At 62.1% G+C, this 17,080-nt stretch carries 19 protein-coding genes; 6 read left to right on the forward strand and 13 right to left on the reverse strand.

Annotated features, from left to right (window positions below; genetic code table 11):
• The first annotated feature begins 12 nt into the window (after nt 1-12).
• Both NKH63_RS21145 and NKH63_RS21150 read left to right on the forward strand, forming a co-directional pair.
• A complete protein-coding gene (locus tag NKH63_RS21145) occupies nt 13-609 on the forward strand; it encodes a GNAT family N-acetyltransferase (protein WP_023716936.1) in 597 nt (198 codons plus the stop codon).
• A 2-nt stretch (nt 610-611) separates the two neighbouring features.
• A complete protein-coding gene (locus NKH63_RS21150; RefSeq protein ID WP_023716935.1) occupies nt 612-3,500 on the forward strand; it encodes an EAL domain-containing protein in 2,889 nt (962 codons plus the stop codon).
• A 23-nt stretch (nt 3,501-3,523) separates the two neighbouring features.
• Here the strand turns inward: NKH63_RS21150 and NKH63_RS21155 are convergent, their stop codons facing one another.
• The gene (locus tag NKH63_RS21155; RefSeq protein ID WP_023716934.1) at nt 3,524-4,132 is read right to left on the reverse strand and encodes a YqgE/AlgH family protein; all 609 of its coding nucleotides are present in this window, start codon (nt 4,130-4,132) and stop codon (nt 3,524-3,526) included.
• A 147-nt stretch (nt 4,133-4,279) separates the two neighbouring features.
• Between NKH63_RS21155 and NKH63_RS21160 the strand changes: the two genes are divergently transcribed.
• The 3 genes from NKH63_RS21160 (at nt 4,280) to NKH63_RS21170 (ending at nt 6,296) form a co-directional block, all read left to right on the forward strand.
• Nucleotides 4,280-5,086, forward strand: a complete 807-nt coding sequence (locus tag NKH63_RS21160) for a protein-disulfide reductase DsbD domain-containing protein (protein WP_023716933.1) — start codon at nt 4,280-4,282, stop codon at nt 5,084-5,086.
• A gap of 83 nt (nt 5,087-5,169) precedes the next feature.
• Nucleotides 5,170-5,670: a peroxiredoxin gene (locus tag NKH63_RS21165; RefSeq protein ID WP_023716932.1), complete on the forward strand. Its 501-nt coding sequence runs from the start codon at nt 5,170-5,172 to the stop codon at nt 5,668-5,670.
• 146 nt (nt 5,671-5,816) lie between these two features.
• Nucleotides 5,817-6,296: a DUF2938 domain-containing protein gene (locus NKH63_RS21170; protein WP_352483706.1), complete on the forward strand. Its 480-nt coding sequence runs from the start codon at nt 5,817-5,819 to the stop codon at nt 6,294-6,296.
• 5 nt (nt 6,297-6,301) lie between these two features.
• Here the strand turns inward: NKH63_RS21170 and NKH63_RS21175 are convergent, their stop codons facing one another.
• From NKH63_RS21175 to coxB, 12 genes are all read right to left on the reverse strand, one after another.
• Nucleotides 6,302-6,895 (reverse strand): histidine phosphatase family protein, encoded by a 594-nt coding sequence (locus NKH63_RS21175; RefSeq protein ID WP_352846080.1) that lies wholly within the window; start codon nt 6,893-6,895, stop codon nt 6,302-6,304.
• Nucleotides 6,896-6,937: 42 nt separating this feature from the next.
• A complete protein-coding gene (gene rnhA / locus NKH63_RS21180) occupies nt 6,938-7,465 on the reverse strand; it encodes a ribonuclease HI (protein WP_352483707.1) in 528 nt (175 codons plus the stop codon).
• The gene (locus NKH63_RS21185; RefSeq protein ID WP_023716928.1) at nt 7,462-8,424 is read right to left on the reverse strand and encodes a homoserine kinase; all 963 of its coding nucleotides are present in this window, start codon (nt 8,422-8,424) and stop codon (nt 7,462-7,464) included. Before NKH63_RS21185 ends, rnhA begins: the two co-directional genes overlap by 4 nt.
• 5 nt (nt 8,425-8,429) lie before the next feature.
• Nucleotides 8,430-9,434 (reverse strand): 4-hydroxy-3-methylbut-2-enyl diphosphate reductase, encoded by a 1,005-nt coding sequence (ispH, locus tag NKH63_RS21190; protein ID WP_023716927.1) that lies wholly within the window; start codon nt 9,432-9,434, stop codon nt 8,430-8,432.
• Nucleotides 9,435-9,541: 107 nt separating this feature from the next.
• On the reverse strand, nt 9,542-10,297 hold the full coding sequence (locus NKH63_RS21195; protein ID WP_352547565.1) for an SURF1 family protein: 756 nt from the start codon (nt 10,295-10,297) through the stop codon (nt 9,542-9,544).
• Nucleotides 10,294-10,680 carry a DUF983 domain-containing protein gene (locus NKH63_RS21200; RefSeq protein WP_023716925.1) on the reverse strand — a complete coding sequence of 129 codons (387 nt, stop codon included), beginning with the start codon at nt 10,678-10,680 and terminating at the stop codon, nt 10,294-10,296. The genes NKH63_RS21195 and NKH63_RS21200 overlap by 4 nt, the downstream gene beginning before the upstream one ends.
• A 111-nt stretch (nt 10,681-10,791) precedes the next feature.
• Entirely contained in the window at nt 10,792-11,673 is an 882-nt protein-coding gene (locus NKH63_RS21205; protein WP_023716924.1) for a cytochrome c oxidase subunit 3, read from the reverse strand.
• Between the two features lies 1 nt (nt 11,674).
• Nucleotides 11,675-12,307, reverse strand: a complete 633-nt coding sequence (locus tag NKH63_RS21210; RefSeq protein ID WP_352547562.1) for a cytochrome c oxidase assembly protein — start codon at nt 12,305-12,307, stop codon at nt 11,675-11,677.
• Between the two features lie 7 nt (nt 12,308-12,314).
• A complete protein-coding gene (locus NKH63_RS21215) occupies nt 12,315-12,482 on the reverse strand; it encodes a cytochrome c oxidase system small membrane protein (protein ID WP_023716922.1) in 168 nt (55 codons plus the stop codon).
• The gene (locus tag NKH63_RS21220; RefSeq protein WP_352846075.1) at nt 12,479-13,423 is read right to left on the reverse strand and encodes a heme o synthase; all 945 of its coding nucleotides are present in this window, start codon (nt 13,421-13,423) and stop codon (nt 12,479-12,481) included. Before NKH63_RS21220 ends, NKH63_RS21215 begins: the two co-directional genes overlap by 4 nt.
• A 76-nt stretch (nt 13,424-13,499) precedes the next feature.
• On the reverse strand, nt 13,500-15,152 hold the full coding sequence (gene ctaD / locus NKH63_RS21225) for a cytochrome c oxidase subunit I (protein ID WP_023716920.1): 1,653 nt from the start codon (nt 15,150-15,152) through the stop codon (nt 13,500-13,502).
• A 38-nt stretch (nt 15,153-15,190) separates the two neighbouring features.
• The gene (gene coxB, locus NKH63_RS21230; RefSeq protein ID WP_352483711.1) at nt 15,191-16,069 is read right to left on the reverse strand and encodes a cytochrome c oxidase subunit II; all 879 of its coding nucleotides are present in this window, start codon (nt 16,067-16,069) and stop codon (nt 15,191-15,193) included.
• A gap of 371 nt (nt 16,070-16,440) precedes the next feature.
• Between coxB and NKH63_RS21235 the strand changes: the two genes are divergently transcribed.
• A complete protein-coding gene (locus NKH63_RS21235; protein ID WP_023716918.1) occupies nt 16,441-16,965 on the forward strand; it encodes an invasion associated locus B family protein in 525 nt (174 codons plus the stop codon).
• The last annotated feature ends 115 nt before the right edge of the window (nt 16,966-17,080 follow it).

Here is a 17,080-nt window from a genome sequence, read left to right on the forward strand (position 1 = left end):
TATTCGAGCGTCGTGTTCGCGCTCCCTTTCTTTCGCCGCGACCTGCCGGCACTGAAGGGCGACCTTGTCACGCTGCGTGTGCCGCTGACCAACGACTATCGCGAGTGGTCGGTGCTGCGCGGCGAAAGCCGTGCCTTCCTTGAGCCGTGGGAGCCGCGATGGACCCCTGACGAGCTCGACCGCACCGCATGGCGGCATCGTATCGGCCGCTACCGCGAGGACTATGCGCAGGGGACGGCGATCGCCTTCTTCATCTTCGAGAAAAGCAGCGGCAAGCTTGCCGGCGGTATCACCCTCGGCAATATCCGCCACGGGGTCGCCCAAAGCGGCCATATCGGCTACTGGATCGGCGAGCGCTTCAGCGGACGCGGCCTGATGACCGATGCCGTCAAGGTGGTGACGCGTTTCGCCTTCGAAACGCTGCGGTTGCACCGGATCGAAGCTGCCTGTATCCCCGATAACGCCCGGTCGATCCGCGTGCTTGAAAAAGCCGGATTCCGGCGCGAAGGACTGCTACGATCCTATCTCAGGATCAACGGCATCTGGCAGGACCATTACCTATACGCCCGAATCGCGGACGATCCGCCGGGCGTTGGAACAAAGGGCTGATTTTGACGAATTTTCTGCGCAACGGGTCGCTGCTTGCCCTTATGCTGGCGGCAATCGTCACGCTCTGCGCGGCATCCTCGGCGTTTGCGGTCGAACCGATCAAGATTGCCCGCGACGACGTGGCGCTCGACCTTTCGGGTGCCGTTGAAATCTACCGCAACCAGGGCGAGAATTTCCAAGTCTCAACGGCACCCGGCCCGGACGGCATCGTGCGGCGAATCGAGGTCGAGGCCAATGACGCGCGCTCGACCGGCGACTGGGCGGTGTTCGCGCTCGCCAATACCACCGATCAGCAGCTCGACAGGCTGATTGTCGCACCGCATTTCCGGCTGGTGAATTCCGGCCTGTTCTGGCCGGATCTCGGCTCGACCCGTATCGCCGCGATCACGCCCAGCGAAGGCTTTGCGCTCGACCGCCAGACCAGCCCCGACGCCGACGTGTTCCGGGTGACGCTGAACCCCGGAACGGTGATTACCTTCATCGCCGAGCTCGCCTCGCCCAAGCTGCCGCAGGTCTATCTGTGGGACCCCGAATCCTACAAGGACTCGGTCAATTCCTACACGCTGTTTCGTGGCATCGTCATCGGCATCGCCGGCCTGCTGGCGCTGTTCCTGACCATTCTTTTCGTCGTCAAGGGGACCTCGATGTTCCCGGCGACGGCGGCCCTAGCCTGGGCGGTGCTTGCCTATATCTGCGTCGATTTCGGCTTTCTCAACAAGATCATAGAAATATCCCCGGGCAATGAGCAGATGTGGCGCGCCGGAACGGAGGTGGCGCTTGCGGCGACCTTCGTGGTGTTCCTGTTTGCCTATCTCAACCTCAACCGATGGCACGGCCATTTCAGCTACGGCGCACTGGTCTGGATCCTCGGGCTGGTGCTGATCGCCGGCGTTGCCATCGTCGATCCGGCGGTTGCCGCCGGCATTGCCAGGCTGTCCTTCGCAGCCACCGCGCTGACCGGGCTCGGCCTGATCATCTTCCTCGGTATACGCGGTTACGACCGCGCCATCATGCTGGTGCCCAGTTGGGTGATGGTTCTGCTGTGGCTATGCGGATCGTGGATGGCAATCACCGGCATGCTGGACAACGATATCGCCCAGCCGGCGCTGGGCGGTGGGCTGATCCTCATCATCCTGCTGATCGGCTTCACCGTGATGCAGCACGCTTTTGCCGGCGGCGCCCTGCATCAGGGCCTGTTCTCCGACCTCGAGCGGCAGGCGTTGGCGGTTGCCGGATCGGGCGATACCGTGTGGGACTGGGACGTGCTGCGCGACCGTGTCGTCACTCGTCCCGACGTCAGCATTCAGCTCGGCCTTGCGCCCAACAGCCTCGGCGGCCCTGCCCGCAACTGGCTGCCGGTGCTGCATGCCGACGACCGCGACACGTTTCGTACGACACTCGACGTGGTGCTCGAGCACCGGCGCGGCCGGGTGTCGCAAAACTTCCGCCTGCGCGGCGCCGACGGGCACTATCACTGGTTTTCGCTGCGCGCCCGGCCGGTGATCGGCTCGGACGGCGAGGTCATCCGCTGCGTCGGCACCATGGTCGACGTGACGGAGCAGAAGAAGTCCGAGGAACGGCTGCTGCATGACGCCGTACATGACAATCTGACCGGCCTGCCCAACCGCGAGTTGTTCATGAACCGGCTGGAGGCGATCATCTCGATCGCCCGCACCGAAGAGAAGGTGCGCCCGACCGTCTTCGTCATCGACATCGACCGCTTCAAGCAGGTCAATGACGGGCTCGGCATCTCGGCCGGCGACACCATCCTTTTGACCATCGCGCGGCGGCTGCACCGGCTGCTCAAGCCGAAGGATTCGCTGTCGCGATTTGCCGGCGACCAGTTCGCGCTGATGCTTTTGTCGGAGCAGGATCCGGCTCGCATCGCGGCCATTGCCGATGCCATCAAGCACGCCATCAACAACCCGATCACCTTCGCTAAGCGCGAGATCGTGCTGACTGCCTCGATCGGGCTGATCACCTGGACCTCCACGCAGACCTCGGCCGAGGACATGGTCAAGGATGCCGAGCTTGCCATGCATCAGGCCAAGCGCTTCGGCGGCGACAGGATCGAGCCGTTCCGGCCAGCCTTCCGCACCGTCGGCACCGACCGGCTGCAGTTCGAGTCCGATCTGCGCCGCGCTATCGAACGACGCGAATTCACGCTTGCCTACCAGCCAATCGTGCGGCTGGAGGACGGCAGCGTTGCCGGCTTCGAAGCGCTGCTGCGCTGGGACCATCCGCGTCGCGGCATGATCCCGCCGGCGGATTTCATCCCGGTCGCCGAAAACTGCGGCCTGATCGTGCAGCTTGGCCTGTTTGCCATGCAACAGGCTGCCGAAGACCTGGCAGGATGGCAAAAGCAGATCGGCGATGCGCCGCTGTCGGTCTCGGTCAATCTGTCCAGCCGTCAGCTCATCCGCCGCGACCTGGTCAGCGACGTCCGCTCGGTGATCGCGCGGGCCAATCTGAAACCGCGCTGCTTCCGGCTCGAACTCACCGAATCGCTGGTGATGGACAATCCCGAGCAGACCGCCCATGTGCTGACCAAGCTGAAGCAGCTTGGCATCGGCCTGTCGCTGGACGATTTCGGCACCGGCTATTCATCGCTGGCCTATCTGACGCGCTTTCCGTTCGACACCATCAAGATCGACAAGAGCTTCGTCGACGACGCGACGCCGAAACGCGCGGTGCTGCTCAAATCCATGGTCAACATGGCGCATGAACTCGGCCTGTCGGTTGTCGCCGAAGGCATTTCGGACGAGAGCGATGCGCTGGAGTTGCGGCAGATGGGCTGCGAATACGTGCAGAGTTTCATGTTCGGAGCGCCGATGCCGGGCGACCAGGTGCTGAAGACGCTGAAGGAACAGTATCCGCTCACTCAGGCGTGACAAATTTCGGGACGTAATGAGGTTCAGGCGTGACCGGCAGCCAGGCTGAGATGCGCGAGATCGATGCCGATCGAGGCAAGGATCCGGTCGTATTTGCGGTCGATGTCGGCGTCGAACAGAAGCTCGGCACTAGCCGGGCAAGTCAGCCAGCCATTCTCGACGATCTCGTTTTCAAGCTGACCCGCACCCCAGCCGGCATAGCCGAGCGCCATCAGAGCCCGCCGGGGTCCGCGGCCGGAGGAGATGGCGCGCAATATGTCGACGGTCGCAGTCAGGCAGACGTCGTCGGACACGGCGAGCGAGGATTCCACCCGGTAGTCGCCCGAATGCAGGACGAAGCCGCGGCTGCGATCCACCGGTCCGCCATTGCGCACGACGAAGTCGCGCGCCGGCGGCGGCAGGCGAATTGCCTCCAGTTCGTTCATGATCCCGAGTTGCACGAGCAGGTCCGGAAACAGCATCTGCTGCGTCTGGTTGATGATCAACCCCATCGCGCCTTCGTCGCTGTGCGCGCAAATGTAGATGACGGAGCGCGTGAAGCGGTCGTCCTTCATGCCGGGCATGGCAATCAGGAACTGGTCGTCGAGAAAGCCGGGTCCTGCGGCCGTCTTTTTATGACGCAACAAATCCATGACCACAGCGTAACGCGTTTCCAGGGCGCCGAAAAGATGGGCGGCGCCCGATTTGATCAGGCTCATAAGTCAAAGGTCACGCAAATATGATGCCGGCGGCGTCATGAAATCATTGTGCGGCCATCAACAGACGATCAAATCATTGCCATGCAAAGCTTGAAAATCCTGCTGCTTGGCGTGGCCATTGGGTCGGCGACCTGCCTCCCCGCCTCAGCCTCCTCGTCGGCCTGGTACAATAGCGAAGGCGGCCGGGTGCGGCTGGTGACGAGCGGCAAAGCCGACGAGGCCGGGCGTCTCCAAGGTGTCCTCGACATTGCGCTGAAGCCAGGCTGGAAGACCTATTGGCGCGATCCGGGCGATGCGGGCGTGCCGCCACAGATCGACATCTCGGCCAGCACCAACATTGCCGACGCGACGCTTTCGTTTCCGCCGCCGCAGCGCCACGATGACGGCTATGGCAAATGGGCCGGCTACGACCACCCGGTTTCATTGCCGGTGACGTTCACGCTTGCTGCACCCGGCCAGCCGGCCGTCATCGATGCGGACATCTTCCTCGGCATTTGCGAAACCATCTGCATCCCGGTGCAGACAAGGCTGACCATCGATCCCGGCGCCGATCCCGACAACGCCGAGGATGCGGCACTGGTCAAGGCAGGCCTTGCAACTCTGCCCGCCACGGCAACGCCCGATTTCGGAATAAACGTACTGCCGGGCGATCACGAAACCCTGATTGTCGAAGCGAGCTTTCCGGGCACTCCCGAGGCCGCCGACTTCTTCGTTGCCGGCGAACGCGACTACATGTTCGGTGCCCCGACCCGCAGCGAAAAGGATGGCAAGCTGATCTTTACGGTGCCGATCCTCGACAGGCCGTCGACAACGCCAACCGATGGCGGCCTTCACTACACACTGACAAGTGCCGCTGGCGCGGTCGAAGGCCTGCTGCCTTTTCCGTGATGCCAACGTCTGGACGGTTGCCGGGCGCGCCTTAGTTCGCTATCGCAAGGACACTCCCTTTCCATTCTCAAGCGAGGACCATCATGACGATCTCCGTTGGCGACAAACTGCCGGGTGCGACCTTCAAGACAATGACCGCCGACGGTGCAAAGCCGATCACGACGGGCGAGATATTCTCAGGAAAGACGGTCGTGCTGTTTGGCGTTCCAGGCGCTTTCACGCCGACCTGCAGCAATAATCACCTGCCGGGCTACCTGGATAATTACGACGCCATCCTGGCGCGCGGCGTCGACACTATCGCCGTCGTCTCGGTCAACGATGTTCACGTCATGGGAGCCTGGGCTCGCTTCAGCGGCGGTGAAGGCAAAATACTTTATCTTGCCGATGGCAATGGCGATTTCGCCAAATCGGTCGGCCTCGACGCCGACCTCTCCAGCGGCGGCATGGGGCTGCGCTCGAGGCGTTTTTCGATGATCGTCGATGACGGCAAGGTCACCGCACTCAATGTCGAGACAAAGCCCGGCGTCGACGAGTCCGGTGCGGCTCACATTCTCGGACAGCTTTCCGTCTTGGCGACAGCCTAGGCCAGGGATGACAAAGGGCGCCTTCGAGCGCTACGCGTTCAAAGGATGCCGCCTTTTCACCGGCGCATGATCCTTCCGAAAGCCGACCCGGTTTTCGGGGCCATGCGTCGGCGCTTCGGGACTGCTTGCTTTTGGGGACCTCGGTTATGTCTGACATCTTTTGGCGCGCTGTCGCGATCGGTATCGGCGCAACCGCGCTTATGGATATCTGGGCGATTTTCCTGAACAAGGCGTTTGCTCAGCCGCGGCCGAACTGGGGGCTGGTCGGCCGCTGGGTCTGGCATCTCAGGGAAGGCAAGGTCTTCCATGACGACATTGGCGAGGCCTCGCCCTATGCGCATGAATCTGCACTTGGCTGGGCCTTTCATTATGCTGTCGGCATCGTCTACGGCATCATACTGGTCGTGCTGGCCGGAACGGCCTGGCTCACCGCGCCGACCTTCCTGCCGGCCTTTATCCTCGGCATCGTCACCGTCGGCGCCGGTTGGTTTCTGCTGGCGCCCGGCATGGGTGCCGGCTGGGCCGCTTCGAAGCGCCCCAATCCAATGCAGGTCCGCGCCCTCAATCTGGTGTCGCACACGGTGTTCGCGCTCGGACTGTTCGGCACCGCCCTGCTCATCCGATAGCCAAGTCAGCCGTCGCGGCGCTGCGCCGGCCTGTCGATCGGCTGCCATCCATGGATAACGCGACGCGCACCGGTATCGTATGCGAAGTAGTTCCCGCCGCCCGCTGGCTGATCCGCCTCGCGGCTGATTTCCCGACCGCTCAAAGAGAGCAGCAGGAGCGTTCCGACACCTCCGTGACCTATGAATGCGACGTCGACAGCGGCGTCGGTGCCTAGCACAGTGTCTACCTCGCTTAGAATACGACGCCGGGCATCGATAGCTCGCTCCCATCCACGAATGCTGCTGTTTGGATTGGCGAAGAATTGGTCGGCGACCGCTTCGAACTCGGAAGGCGGCAGGAAACCGGTTGCCGATCGGTCATTCTCATGCATCCCTTCCCTCACCTCGATCGCAAGGCGGAGATGCCTTCCGAGTATCTCGGCGGTTTCTATCGCCTTGCGTTCACCCGATGACACGATCCGCCGAATCGACCCAACCCACGGCTGATTGAGCATTGCCGATGTTCTCGCTCGCCCGACGTCGGATAGTCCCCATTCCGCCACTGGAACGTTGGCATCGACCTGAACCTGGGGATGCGTGATGTAGTATGCGATCGGCATGATAGAGCTCTTCCTGCCAGAGAGCGGACCCGCAGCCGGAATTCAATAGCTTTGGGTCGAGCGCCGCGCCTTTGTGGTCGTCGGCTGCTTTGACTGCGAACCTGGTACTGGTGCCACAGTCTTGACGAGCCCTTTCTTGAATGGCGCCATGCCGAGCCGCGCCAATTCGTCGGCGCGCTCGTTCTCGGGATGGCCGGCATGGCCCTTGACCCAATGCCAGGTGACCTGATGGCGGTTACGCGCTGCATCGAGCTGCTGCCACAGCTCGGCATTCTTCACCGGCTGCCTGGCGGCCGTCTTCCAGCCGTTGCGCTTCCAGCCGTCGATCCAGCTGAAAATACCGTCCTTGACATAGTTGCTGTCGGTATAAAGATCGACGGCGCAGGGCTCCTTGAGCGCATTAAGCGCCGAGATGGCCGCCAACAGTTCCATACGGTTGTTGGTGGTGGCAGCCTCGCCGCCCGACAGTTCTTTCGTGACACCGTTGAAGCGCAAGACCGCGCCCCAGCCGCCAGGCCCGGGATTGCCCGAACAGGCACCATCGGTGAAGATTTCAACGCGCTTGGTCATGTTAGTCCATATTCGGAAGGAGAGTTGATCGCCCGATGGAAGCGCATCCGGCGGATATATTCGGTCGGGTCGCGTTTCATCACAAGCCCGCCGTCCGGGACCGTCAGCCAGTCGTAGAGCCGGGTCAGCATGAAGCGCAGCGCCGAACCGCGCGCCAGCATCGGCAGCGCCGCTTTCTCGTCGCTGCTCAGCGGCCGCACGCTTTGGTAGCCGGCAAGCAACGCCGTGCCCTTGGTCAGATTGAAGGAAAAATCCTTCTCGAAGCACCAGGCGTTGAGGCACGTGGCAACATCATAAGCGTAGAGGTCGTTGCAGGCGAAATAGAAGTCGATCAGCCCGGACAGTTTCTCGCCGAGGAAGAATACATTGTCCGGGAAAAGATCGGCATGGATGATGCCCTGCGGCAGACCGTTCGGCCAGTTCCGCTCGAAATCGGCGAAATCGGCATCGACCTCGGCCGCCAATCCCGGCTCGACCTCATCGGCGCGGGCGTGGGCGGCGTTCCACAGCTTGCGCCAGCCATCGATGGCAAGGGCGTTGGGGCGGGTCATCGGGAAATCCGCGCCGGCGAGATGCAGTGCCGCCAGAGCCTTGCCGACCTCGCCGCAATGCCCAGCTGTCGGCCGCCGCAGCGATAGACCCTCAAGGAAGGTGATGATGACCGCCGGCCGGCCGGCAAGCGTTCCGATCACACCGCCATCCTGCGCGGTGACCGGGAGCGGGCACGAAATGCCCTTTCTGGCGAGGTGGGCCATGAGGCCCAGAAAGAACGGCAGGTCAGCCTTGTCGACGCGCTTCTCGTAAAGCGTCAGTATGTAGGAGCCGCTGCTGGTGTGCAGGAGAAAATTCGAATTTTCGGTGCCTTCGGCGATGCCCTTGTAGGACAAGAGATCGCCGACCGGATAGTTCCTGAGGAACGCGCCGAGCTCGCCCTCATTGACGTCGGTGTAGACCGCCATCGTTGCTACGCAGCCCCGTTGACGAAGGCCATGTCGGCTGCCGTCAGTTCGACATCGCGCAACACCCGCATCACCGGGAAATCCTCCGTCTCCGTCGCCGTCACGGCCAACTCGATGGTTACGTCGAAGCGCTGCCGGAAGGCATCGACAATCTCGTCGACGATGATCTCCGGCGCCGAGGCGCCCGCCGACAGGCCGAGTGTCGAGATGCCGGCAATGTCATTCCACGGAATTTCGGAGGCGCGCTGCACGAGAAGCGACATCGAGGCGCCGGCGCGTTCGGCCACTTCGACAAGCCGCCGTGAGTTGGAGGAGTTAGGCGCACCGACGACCAGGAAGAGATCGGCGCCGGCCGCTGTTTCCTTGACCGCCTCCTGGCGATTGGTGGTGGCATAGCAGATCGATTCCGCCGCCGGCGCGTGCAACTCGGGAAAACGTTGCTGCAGGGCGCGGATGATGCCGGCGGTGTCCTCGACCGACAGCGTCGTCTGGGTGACGAAACCGAGCGCTCGCGGGTCTGCGGGCACGAAGCTTGCGGCGTCGGCTTCGGTCTCGATCAGAGTGACCGCGCCATCCGGCAACTGGCCCATTGTGCCGATCACCTCAGGATGCCCGGCATGGCCGATCAAAAGCACGTGGCGGCCAAGCCGCTGATGGCGCATTGCCTGCTTGTGGACTTTCGAGACCAGCGGGCACGTCGCGTCGAGATAGAACAGGTTGCGGGACCGGGCGTCGGCCGGCACCGATTTCGGCACGCCATGCGCCGAAAAGACGACCGGGCTCTGGCGATGCTCGGGCGGGATCTCGGAGAGCTCCTCGATGAACACCGCGCCGAGGCTTTGCAGCCCTTCGACGACGTAGCGGTTGTGCACGATCTCGTGGCGGACATAAACCGGCGCGCCATATTTCTTGAGCGCCAGCACGACGATCTGGATGGCACGGTCAACGCCCGCACAGAAACCGCGCGGCTGGCAGAGCCGGATGGTCAGCGGTGGCTTTGTCTGAAGCATGATTGCATCTTACGCTGATTGTAGGCCGGTTGATCGGACTATGACTTCTGAGCTCAAGGCGCGAAATGAGGTGTGCGGCCCTGCCCTGTCAAGGGTAGTGGCGGCGATCATTGGTCTTTCGCCGGGCGGCGGAGCCAGGAGATCAGGACACCGGCAAGGGCGACGGCAAGGCCGTACCAGGTTATCGCATATTGCAGATGGCTGTTCGGCAGGTCGATGACGGTGACGCCGCCGACGGGCAGCCCGCCGGGGTTGGCGGCGGCGTTCGCATCGATGAAGATCGGCACCAGCGCCGCACCTGCCGTCAGGCCGGCGCTCGAGGCCATCGCGTCACGATCTTTCCAGTAGAAGATGTTCTTCTGCGGATCATTGTCGGGAAGCATCATCGAGGGCTTGGCCGGCAGCGGGTTGCGGGCGAGCCCCGTCACCGTCACTTTGCCCGTCACCTGCCCCTGCGGCCGCTTGGCGGGGTCCTTGAAATCGTAGGGCACGAAGCCGCGGTTGATCAGCACGAAACGGCCATCCTCGAGTTGCAGCGGCGTGAAGACATCGAAGCCGGACTGGCCTTCCCAGGTGGCGAGGAAATGCCGTTCGCCTTGATGCAGGAAAGTGCCGGTCACTATCACCGGCGTGTAGTCCACGTCGCCGGTGGCAGCAAACCGCTTTTCGACCTCGGCCAATGGCACAGGCGCCGAATGCGTGCGCTGGTCGATCGTCTGGAGAAGGCCCTCTTTCCAGTGCAGGCGCTGAACCTGCCAGGTGCCGAGCGCCAGCAGGATCAAAGACACGACGATACCCAGGCCGAGCGCCAATGCGCGTTTCGGCCGCGACCGGCCGGCCACCAAACCTGATGCCTCGCTCATTCGCCGCGGTCCAGCCGGCCCTCGGCCGCCTTGTTGCGGTATTGCAGCGTCAGCAGCACGCCCTTGATCAGCCTGAGCGCCGCCAGGCACAGCACCAGCGTCAGCGGAATCCACAGCAACAGATGCAGCCAGAGCGGCGGATTGAGCGTCACCTCCATCCACAGCGCCAGGCCGACGACGATGAAGCCGATGATCAGAATAACGAACACCGCCGGCCCGTCGCCGGCATCGGCGAAGGAATAATCGAGGCCGCAATTGGTACAGCGATCGCCGACTGTGAGGAACCCGGAGAACAGCTTGCCCTCGCCACAGCGGGGGCAGCGGCCATGCAGGCCGGCCGAGATCGGATCGATTGGTGGCCAGATCGCCTTGTCGTCGCTCATGGGGTCATCCTAGGAGCATTTGCCGCAAAAGATAAGGCGGCCACGTCGCCGCAGCCGCCTTGTCTATTTCCTCGGCCCCATTTTCCTGGGGCCCATTTCCTCGGGCCAATGTCAGTGCGGTTCGATCATTGCGCCGTTCGATGCCCAGACATAGATCGAGGCAAACAGGAATAGCCACACCACGTCGACGAAATGCCAGTACCAGGCGGCGGCCTCGAAGCCGAAATGCTGCTTGGGCGTGAAGTCGCCCTTCATGGCGCGGATCAGGCAGACCAGCAGGAAGATAGTGCCGATGATGACGTGGAAACCATGGAAGCCGGTCGCCATGAAGAAGGTGGCGCCGTAGATTGAATCCCGGAAGCCGAATGGCGCGTGCATGTACTCGTAGGCCTGCACCATCGTGAACAGCATACCGAGGCCGACGGTCAGCACCAAGCCATTGATCAGCCCCTTGCGGTCGCCATGGATGAGCGAGTGGTGCGCCCAGGTCACCGTGGTACCCGACAAAAGCAGGATGACGGTGTTGTAAAGCGGCAGATGGAAAGGGTCGAGAACTTCGAGGCCCTTGGGCGGCCAGACGCCACCGGTGAAGGCGGTACGGGCGTATTGATGGACCTCGCCGGGGAACAGGCTGGCGTCGAAGAACGCCCAGAACCAGGCGACGAAGAACATCACCTCGGAGGCGATGAACATGATCATGCCGTAGCGCAGATGCAGCGACACGACACGGGTGTGGTGCCCCTCATGCGCTTCCTTGATCGTATCCGACCACCAGGCGAACATCGTGTAGATGACGATCAGCAGGCCGATGAAGAACAACCATGGATTGGCGATGTTGAAACCGAAGATGGGGAAATCGCCGCCCTTGAGATATTGCATGTAACAGACGCCGCCGATCGCGGTCACCAGCGCCCCGACGGAGCCCAGGAAAGGCCATGGGCTCGGGTCGACGAGGTGGTAGTCATGTTGCGGTTTTGCGTGTGCGTCTGCCATATCAACCCCCGAGGCTTGCTTCGGTATCTGAACTCTTGTTGCGGCGGCCGTCGGCCGGCACCGATGATGCGACCGGCTTGGTCTTGTCGACCGGGAACATCGTGTAGGACAGGGTAATCGTCTTCAAATCCTTCAATTCCGGCGCGTTGACGATGTCGGGATCGACATAGAACACGACCGGCATGTCCAACGTCTCGCCCGGCTTCAGCGTCGTGTCGGTGAAGCAGAAACACTCGACCTTGTTGAAGTAAGGTCCGGCCAGTTCAGGCTGTACATTGAAGGTGGCGCGTCCGGTGATGGGCCGGCTGAATTTGTTGGTCGCGCTGAAATGCGCCTCGGCTGTTTCGCCGATCTTGATGGTGATCGAGCGGGCGACCGGCTGGAATTGCCAGGGAATGCCGACAGTGTTGGCATCGAAGCGGATGGTGATGTCACGGTCGAGCACCCGATCGGCATATTGCTGGGTCGCCCGTTTAACGGTGCCGCCGTAGCCTGTCGCCTGGCAGAACATCGCGTAGAGCGGCACTGCGGCATAGGCCATGCCGATCATGCCGCCGAAGAACGCGATGCAGACGCCGGCGACGACGCGGTTCGTATTCTTCTTCGTAGGATCGGTGACTGTTTGCCTGGTCATGTTCAGCTCACATCGAACCGGTGACGCTGTGACCAAATTTCACGATGGTCGCGACGTAGAATATGACGACCAGCGCCGCCAGCGCGAAGCCGATTGCGGCCGAGCGATTGCGGCGGGCCTTCTGCTGACGGTCGGTCAGCGTGACCAGTTCAAGCTTCTTTTCGGCCATGCTCATGCTCCACCGATGGTCAGCGCGCGCGCGACGACGCAATCGCCAAGGTAGGCGGCGAAGATGGCGAAGAGATAGAGCAGCGAATAGCCGAACAGGGCCTTGGCCGGCTTCATCGCCCGGTCGTCATCGGCCATTTGCAGCACCTTCCACGCATACCAGACGAAGCCGGCGCCGAGCAGCAATGCAACGACGCCATAGGCTGGCGTGGTGAAGCCGAGACCCCATGGCAGCACGCCAACCGGTGCGAGGACCAGCGCATAGGCAAAGATCTGGCGTCTGGTCGAAGCCTGGCCGGCGACATTCGGCATCATCGGAATGCCTGCCTTGGCATAGTCCTCCGACTTGAAGAGCGCGAGCGCCCAGAAATGCGGCGGCGTCCACAGGAAGATGATCAGGAACAGCACCAAGCTTTCGAGGCTGACCGATCCGGTTACCGCCGCCCAGCCGATGACCGGCGGAATGGCACCGGCAGCACCGCCGATGACAATGTTCTGTGGCGTCCAGCGCTTCAGCCACATCGTGTAGATGACGGCATAGAAAAAGATGGTGAAGGCCAGAAGCGATGCGGCCAACCAGTTGACCAGCACGCCGAGCGTCATCACCGACAGAACCGACAGCACCAGCCCGAAGCTCAATGCCTCGCCAGGCCGTATGCGGCCGGCCGGCACGGGACGGCCGGCGGTGCGCGTCATCACCGCATCGATGTCTGCGTCATACCACATGTTGAGCGCACCGGACGCGCCGGCACCAATGGCAATAGCCAGGATCGCGATCACCGCCAGCAGCGGATTGATGGTCACCGGGGCGGCGACCATGCCGACAAACGCTGTGAACACCACCAGCGACATGACGCGCGGCTTCAGCAGGGCGAAGAAATCGCCCGCCGTCGCTTCCGACATGCGGAAGCCCGGCTCGTCAATCAGTCTGTCTTCGGCAAGGGCCATGCGTACTTAGAGTCCATCATTCCGTTGGCCAAAACCGCCGGACGGCCGGCGGTTCCGTATTAAAGGAGGCAACCGCCTACTTGATCTTCGGCAGCTGTTCCCATTGGTGGAACGGCGGCGGCGAAGGCAGCTGCCATTCCAGCGTGGTCGCACCCTCACCCCAAGGATTGGCGCCGGCGACCCGCTTCTTCTGGAACGCCTCGAAGACGCCGAACAGGAAGATGACGACGCCGACAGCCGAGATGTACGAGCCGTAGGAAGACACCATATTCCAGCCGGCGAAGGCATCGGGATAGTCGATATAGCGACGCGGCATTCCGGAGAGACCGAGGAAATGCTGCGGGAAAAAGACCAGGTTGACGCCGACGAAAGTGACCCAAAAGTGGGTGTTGGCGATCACCGGCGAATACATGTAGCCGGTCATCTTCGGGAACCAGTAGTACCAGCCGGCGAAGATGGCGAAGACCGCGCCCAGTGACAGCACGTAGTGGAAGTGCGCAACCACGAAATAGGTGTCGTGCAGCGGGCGGTCGAGGCCGGCATTGGCCAATTGCACGCCGGTGACGCCACCAACTGTGAACAGGAAGATGAAGCCGATCGCCCACAGCATCGGGGTCTTAAGCGAAATCGACCCGCCCCACATAGTGGCGATCCACGAGAAGATCTTCACGCCCGTCGGCACCGCGATGACCATGGTGGCGAAGACGAAATAGCGCTGGGTGTCGAGCGACAGGCCCGTCGTGTACATGTGGTGGGCCCAGACGATGAAGCCCACCGCGCCGATGGCAACCATCGCATAGGCCATGCCGAGATAGCCGAACACCGGCTTCCTCGAAAAGGTCGAGATGATATGGCTGATGATGCCGAAGCCCGGCAGGATCAGGATATAGACTTCTGGATGGCCGAAGAACCAGAACAGGTGCTGGAACAGGATCGGGTCGCCGCCGCCGTCCGGGGCGAAGAAGGTGGTGCCGAAATTGCGGTCGGTCAAAAGCATGGTGATGCCGCCGGCCAGCACCGGCAACGACAGCAGCAGCAGGAAGGCGGTGATCAACACCGACCACGCGAACAGCGGCATCTTGTGCATGGTCATGCCGGGCGCGCGCATGTTGAAGATGGTGGTGATGAAGTTGATGGCGCCAAGAATCGAGGAGGCGCCGGCGATGTGGATTGAAAGGATCGCCAGGTCCATGGCCGGTCCAGGCTGGCCCGATGTCGAGAGCGGCGGATAAAGCGTCCAGCCGCCACCGACGCCATAGGCGCCCGGCGCACTCGGGACGAAGGCCGAGATAATCAGCAGGATGAAAGCCGGCGGCAGCAGCCAGAACGAGACGTTGTTCATGCGCGGGAACGCCATGTCCGGCGCGCCGATCATGATCGGCACCATCCAGTTGGCAAAGCCGCCGATCAGCGCCGGCATCACCATGAAGAAGATCATGATCAGCGCATGCGCGGTGGTGAAGGCATTGTACATGCTCTTGCCGCCGTCGATGGCGGCGTCACCGTTCATGCCGTAGACCATCTGTGCCAGGCCAGTGAATATCTGGATGCCCGGCTCCTGCAATTCCATGCGCATGACGACCGATAAGGCGCCACCGATGCAGCCCGCCATGATCGCGAAGATCAGATAAAGCGTACCGATGTCCTTGTGGTTGGTCGAATACACCCACCGGACCCAGCCATGATACGGCTTGTGGTCGTGGTCGTCGTGAGCTGCAGCGTCTGCCATGGTCGGCTCCGTTCCCTGAATCTTTTCTGGTCGCGGCATCAGTTGCCGGCGGCCGCTACCTTGTTCGTGCCATCGACCTCGGCCATCAGCGCCTTGTTGGCGCCGGAAAGATCGGTCTTGGCTGCCGCCAGCCAGGTCTTGTATTGCGCATCGGAGACGACGCGAATGGCGATCGGCATGAAGGCGTGGTCCTTGCCGCAGAGTTCCGAGCACTGGCCGTAATAGAGGCCTTCCTTGTCGGCCTTGAACCACACCTCGTTGATGCGGCCCGGCACCGCGTCGGTCTTGATGCCGAAGGACGGCATGGCAAAGGCGTGAATGACGTCGGTCGCCGTCACCAGCACGCGGGTCATGGTGTTGACAGGCACCACCATCTCATTGTCGACGGCGAGCAGGCGCGGATAGGCGGCGCGATCTTCCTTGCCGGCAGCAGCCCTGTCGGCATCCTGAAGGATCGCGGAATTGAAGGAAAGCGTGTTGTCGACCTGGTATTCGTAATCCCAGTTCCACTGATTGCCCGTCGCCTTGACGGTCAGCTTGGCTTCTTCCGGCGGCGTGTATTGCGCGGTCAGCAGTTGGAACGAAGGAATGGCGAGACAGAGCAGGATGACGACGGGACCGACAGTCCAGATGACCTCGATCAGCGTGTTGTGGCTGGTGCGCGACGGGGTCGGGTTGACGCTCGCCCGGAATTTCAAAATGCAGTAGGCGATCAGAAAAAGCACCAAGGCGGTGATCACAATGATGAACGCGAACGAATAGTTTCCGAACCACTCGATCTGCCTCATAATATCGGTCGCCGGAGGCTGAAAACTGGTTTCCCAGGGTTGAGGCTGGGCTGCATGAGCGGATGCAGCGGCAAACAACGTGGCGGCGGCACTAGCTACGATTTTGGCGGTTGCCAGGAATTTTCTCATCGCCCTCGTCATCTCCCAGTTCCTCGCGATCGGACCGCAAGAATGCCGAATAATGCCGGGACGGGAATCCCGGACAATTCAAGGCTGGTTCAAACCATACTCTATTTGCCTCCGCAAGAAAGGAGCGGCGGAACCCGTGCGGCATTTTTGCGCGCAAGCGCGGCTGTAGCTTCGTGCGGTGACCGCTCGTCGCGAATCACCGGAGCGGCATCCCGGCAGAATGAGCCGCGCGGCGCGCGAAACCGTCGCAATTAGGGCGAAATTGGCACGGAAAAGCGCATTGTCGCCTATGTCGGGGCAGACCGCGGGGGTCTCGTCCTTTACTTGGGTTTAGTGCGGCTTAAAGTGCCGTGATTCGCAATGGAGCCGTCATGAACGCTTGGCTTTCGAGAACCTTGGCGGAGGTCATCCTTGTTGCCGCCGCAATAGCCTTGTCAGGCGGCGGCCTGGCCAATGCCGCGCAGCCAAGCGGCACGGTGAAGTCGACGCATGGGGCGTGGTCGATCATCTGCGATACGCCGGCCGGTGCTACGTCCGAACAATGCGTGATGATGCAGAACGTCGTCGCCGAGGACCGCCCGGAAATGGGTCTTTCCGTTGTCGTGCTGCGTACAGCCGACAACAAGGCCGAAATCCTTCGTGTGCTGGCGCCGCTCGGCGTGCTGTTGCCCAACGGCCTCGGCCTCAATGTCGACGGCAAGGATATCGGCCGCGCCTATTTCGTGCGCTGTTTCCAGGACGGCTGCTATGCCGAGGTCATCCTGGAAAAGCCGCTGCTCGACACGCTGAAGACCGGTACGTCGGCGACCTTTATCGTCTTCCAGACGCCCGAAGAAGGCATCGGCATTCCCGTCGACCTCAAGGGTTTTGCCGACGGCTTCGCCGCCCTGCCTTGAACGCGGTCTTGTAGCACGATCCAGTGATTGTTGACCGGCCGCGGTCACGGCAAATCTCATTTCAGATTGTCTGTGCAGGCCTTCGCGCCTACATCGTGGGAAACAATCCTCCTGC

Origin of the sequence: Mesorhizobium sp. M0960, assembly GCF_040319055.1 — a bacterium.
Taxonomy (GTDB): Bacteria; Pseudomonadota; Alphaproteobacteria; order Rhizobiales; family Rhizobiaceae; genus Mesorhizobium.

What these genes read in the sequence shown, in the direction of transcription:
- NKH63_RS21155 (WP_023716934.1), bottom strand. Translation starts at nt 4,132, where the DNA reads ATGGATTTGTTGCGTCATAAAAAGACGGCCGCAGGACCCGGCTTTCTC.
- NKH63_RS21160 (WP_023716933.1), top strand. Translation starts at nt 4,280, where the DNA reads ATGCAAAGCTTGAAAATCCTGCTGCTTGGCGTGGCCATTGGGTCGGCG.
- NKH63_RS21165 (WP_023716932.1), top strand. Translation starts at nt 5,170, where the DNA reads ATGACGATCTCCGTTGGCGACAAACTGCCGGGTGCGACCTTCAAGACA.
- NKH63_RS21170 (WP_352483706.1), top strand. Translation starts at nt 5,817, where the DNA reads ATGTCTGACATCTTTTGGCGCGCTGTCGCGATCGGTATCGGCGCAACC.
- NKH63_RS21175 (WP_352846080.1), bottom strand. Translation starts at nt 6,895, where the DNA reads ATGCCGATCGCATACTACATCACGCATCCCCAGGTTCAGGTCGATGCC.
- rnhA (WP_352483707.1), bottom strand. Translation starts at nt 7,465, where the DNA reads ATGACCAAGCGCGTTGAAATCTTCACCGATGGTGCCTGTTCGGGCAAT.
- NKH63_RS21185 (WP_023716928.1), bottom strand. Translation starts at nt 8,424, where the DNA reads ATGGCGGTCTACACCGACGTCAATGAGGGCGAGCTCGGCGCGTTCCTC.
- ispH (WP_023716927.1), bottom strand. Translation starts at nt 9,434, where the DNA reads ATGCTTCAGACAAAGCCACCGCTGACCATCCGGCTCTGCCAGCCGCGC.
- NKH63_RS21195 (WP_352547565.1), bottom strand. Translation starts at nt 10,297, where the DNA reads ATGAGCGAGGCATCAGGTTTGGTGGCCGGCCGGTCGCGGCCGAAACGC.
- NKH63_RS21200 (WP_023716925.1), bottom strand. Translation starts at nt 10,680, where the DNA reads ATGAGCGACGACAAGGCGATCTGGCCACCAATCGATCCGATCTCGGCC.
- NKH63_RS21205 (WP_023716924.1), bottom strand. Translation starts at nt 11,673, where the DNA reads ATGGCAGACGCACACGCAAAACCGCAACATGACTACCACCTCGTCGAC.
- NKH63_RS21210 (WP_352547562.1), bottom strand. Translation starts at nt 12,307, where the DNA reads ATGACCAGGCAAACAGTCACCGATCCTACGAAGAAGAATACGAACCGC.
- NKH63_RS21215 (WP_023716922.1), bottom strand. Translation starts at nt 12,482, where the DNA reads ATGAGCATGGCCGAAAAGAAGCTTGAACTGGTCACGCTGACCGACCGT.
- NKH63_RS21220 (WP_352846075.1), bottom strand. Translation starts at nt 13,423, where the DNA reads ATGGCCCTTGCCGAAGACAGACTGATTGACGAGCCGGGCTTCCGCATG.
- ctaD (WP_023716920.1), bottom strand. Translation starts at nt 15,152, where the DNA reads ATGGCAGACGCTGCAGCTCACGACGACCACGACCACAAGCCGTATCAT.
- coxB (WP_352483711.1), bottom strand. Translation starts at nt 16,069, where the DNA reads ATGAGAAAATTCCTGGCAACCGCCAAAATCGTAGCTAGTGCCGCCGCC.
- NKH63_RS21235 (WP_023716918.1), top strand. Translation starts at nt 16,441, where the DNA reads ATGAACGCTTGGCTTTCGAGAACCTTGGCGGAGGTCATCCTTGTTGCC.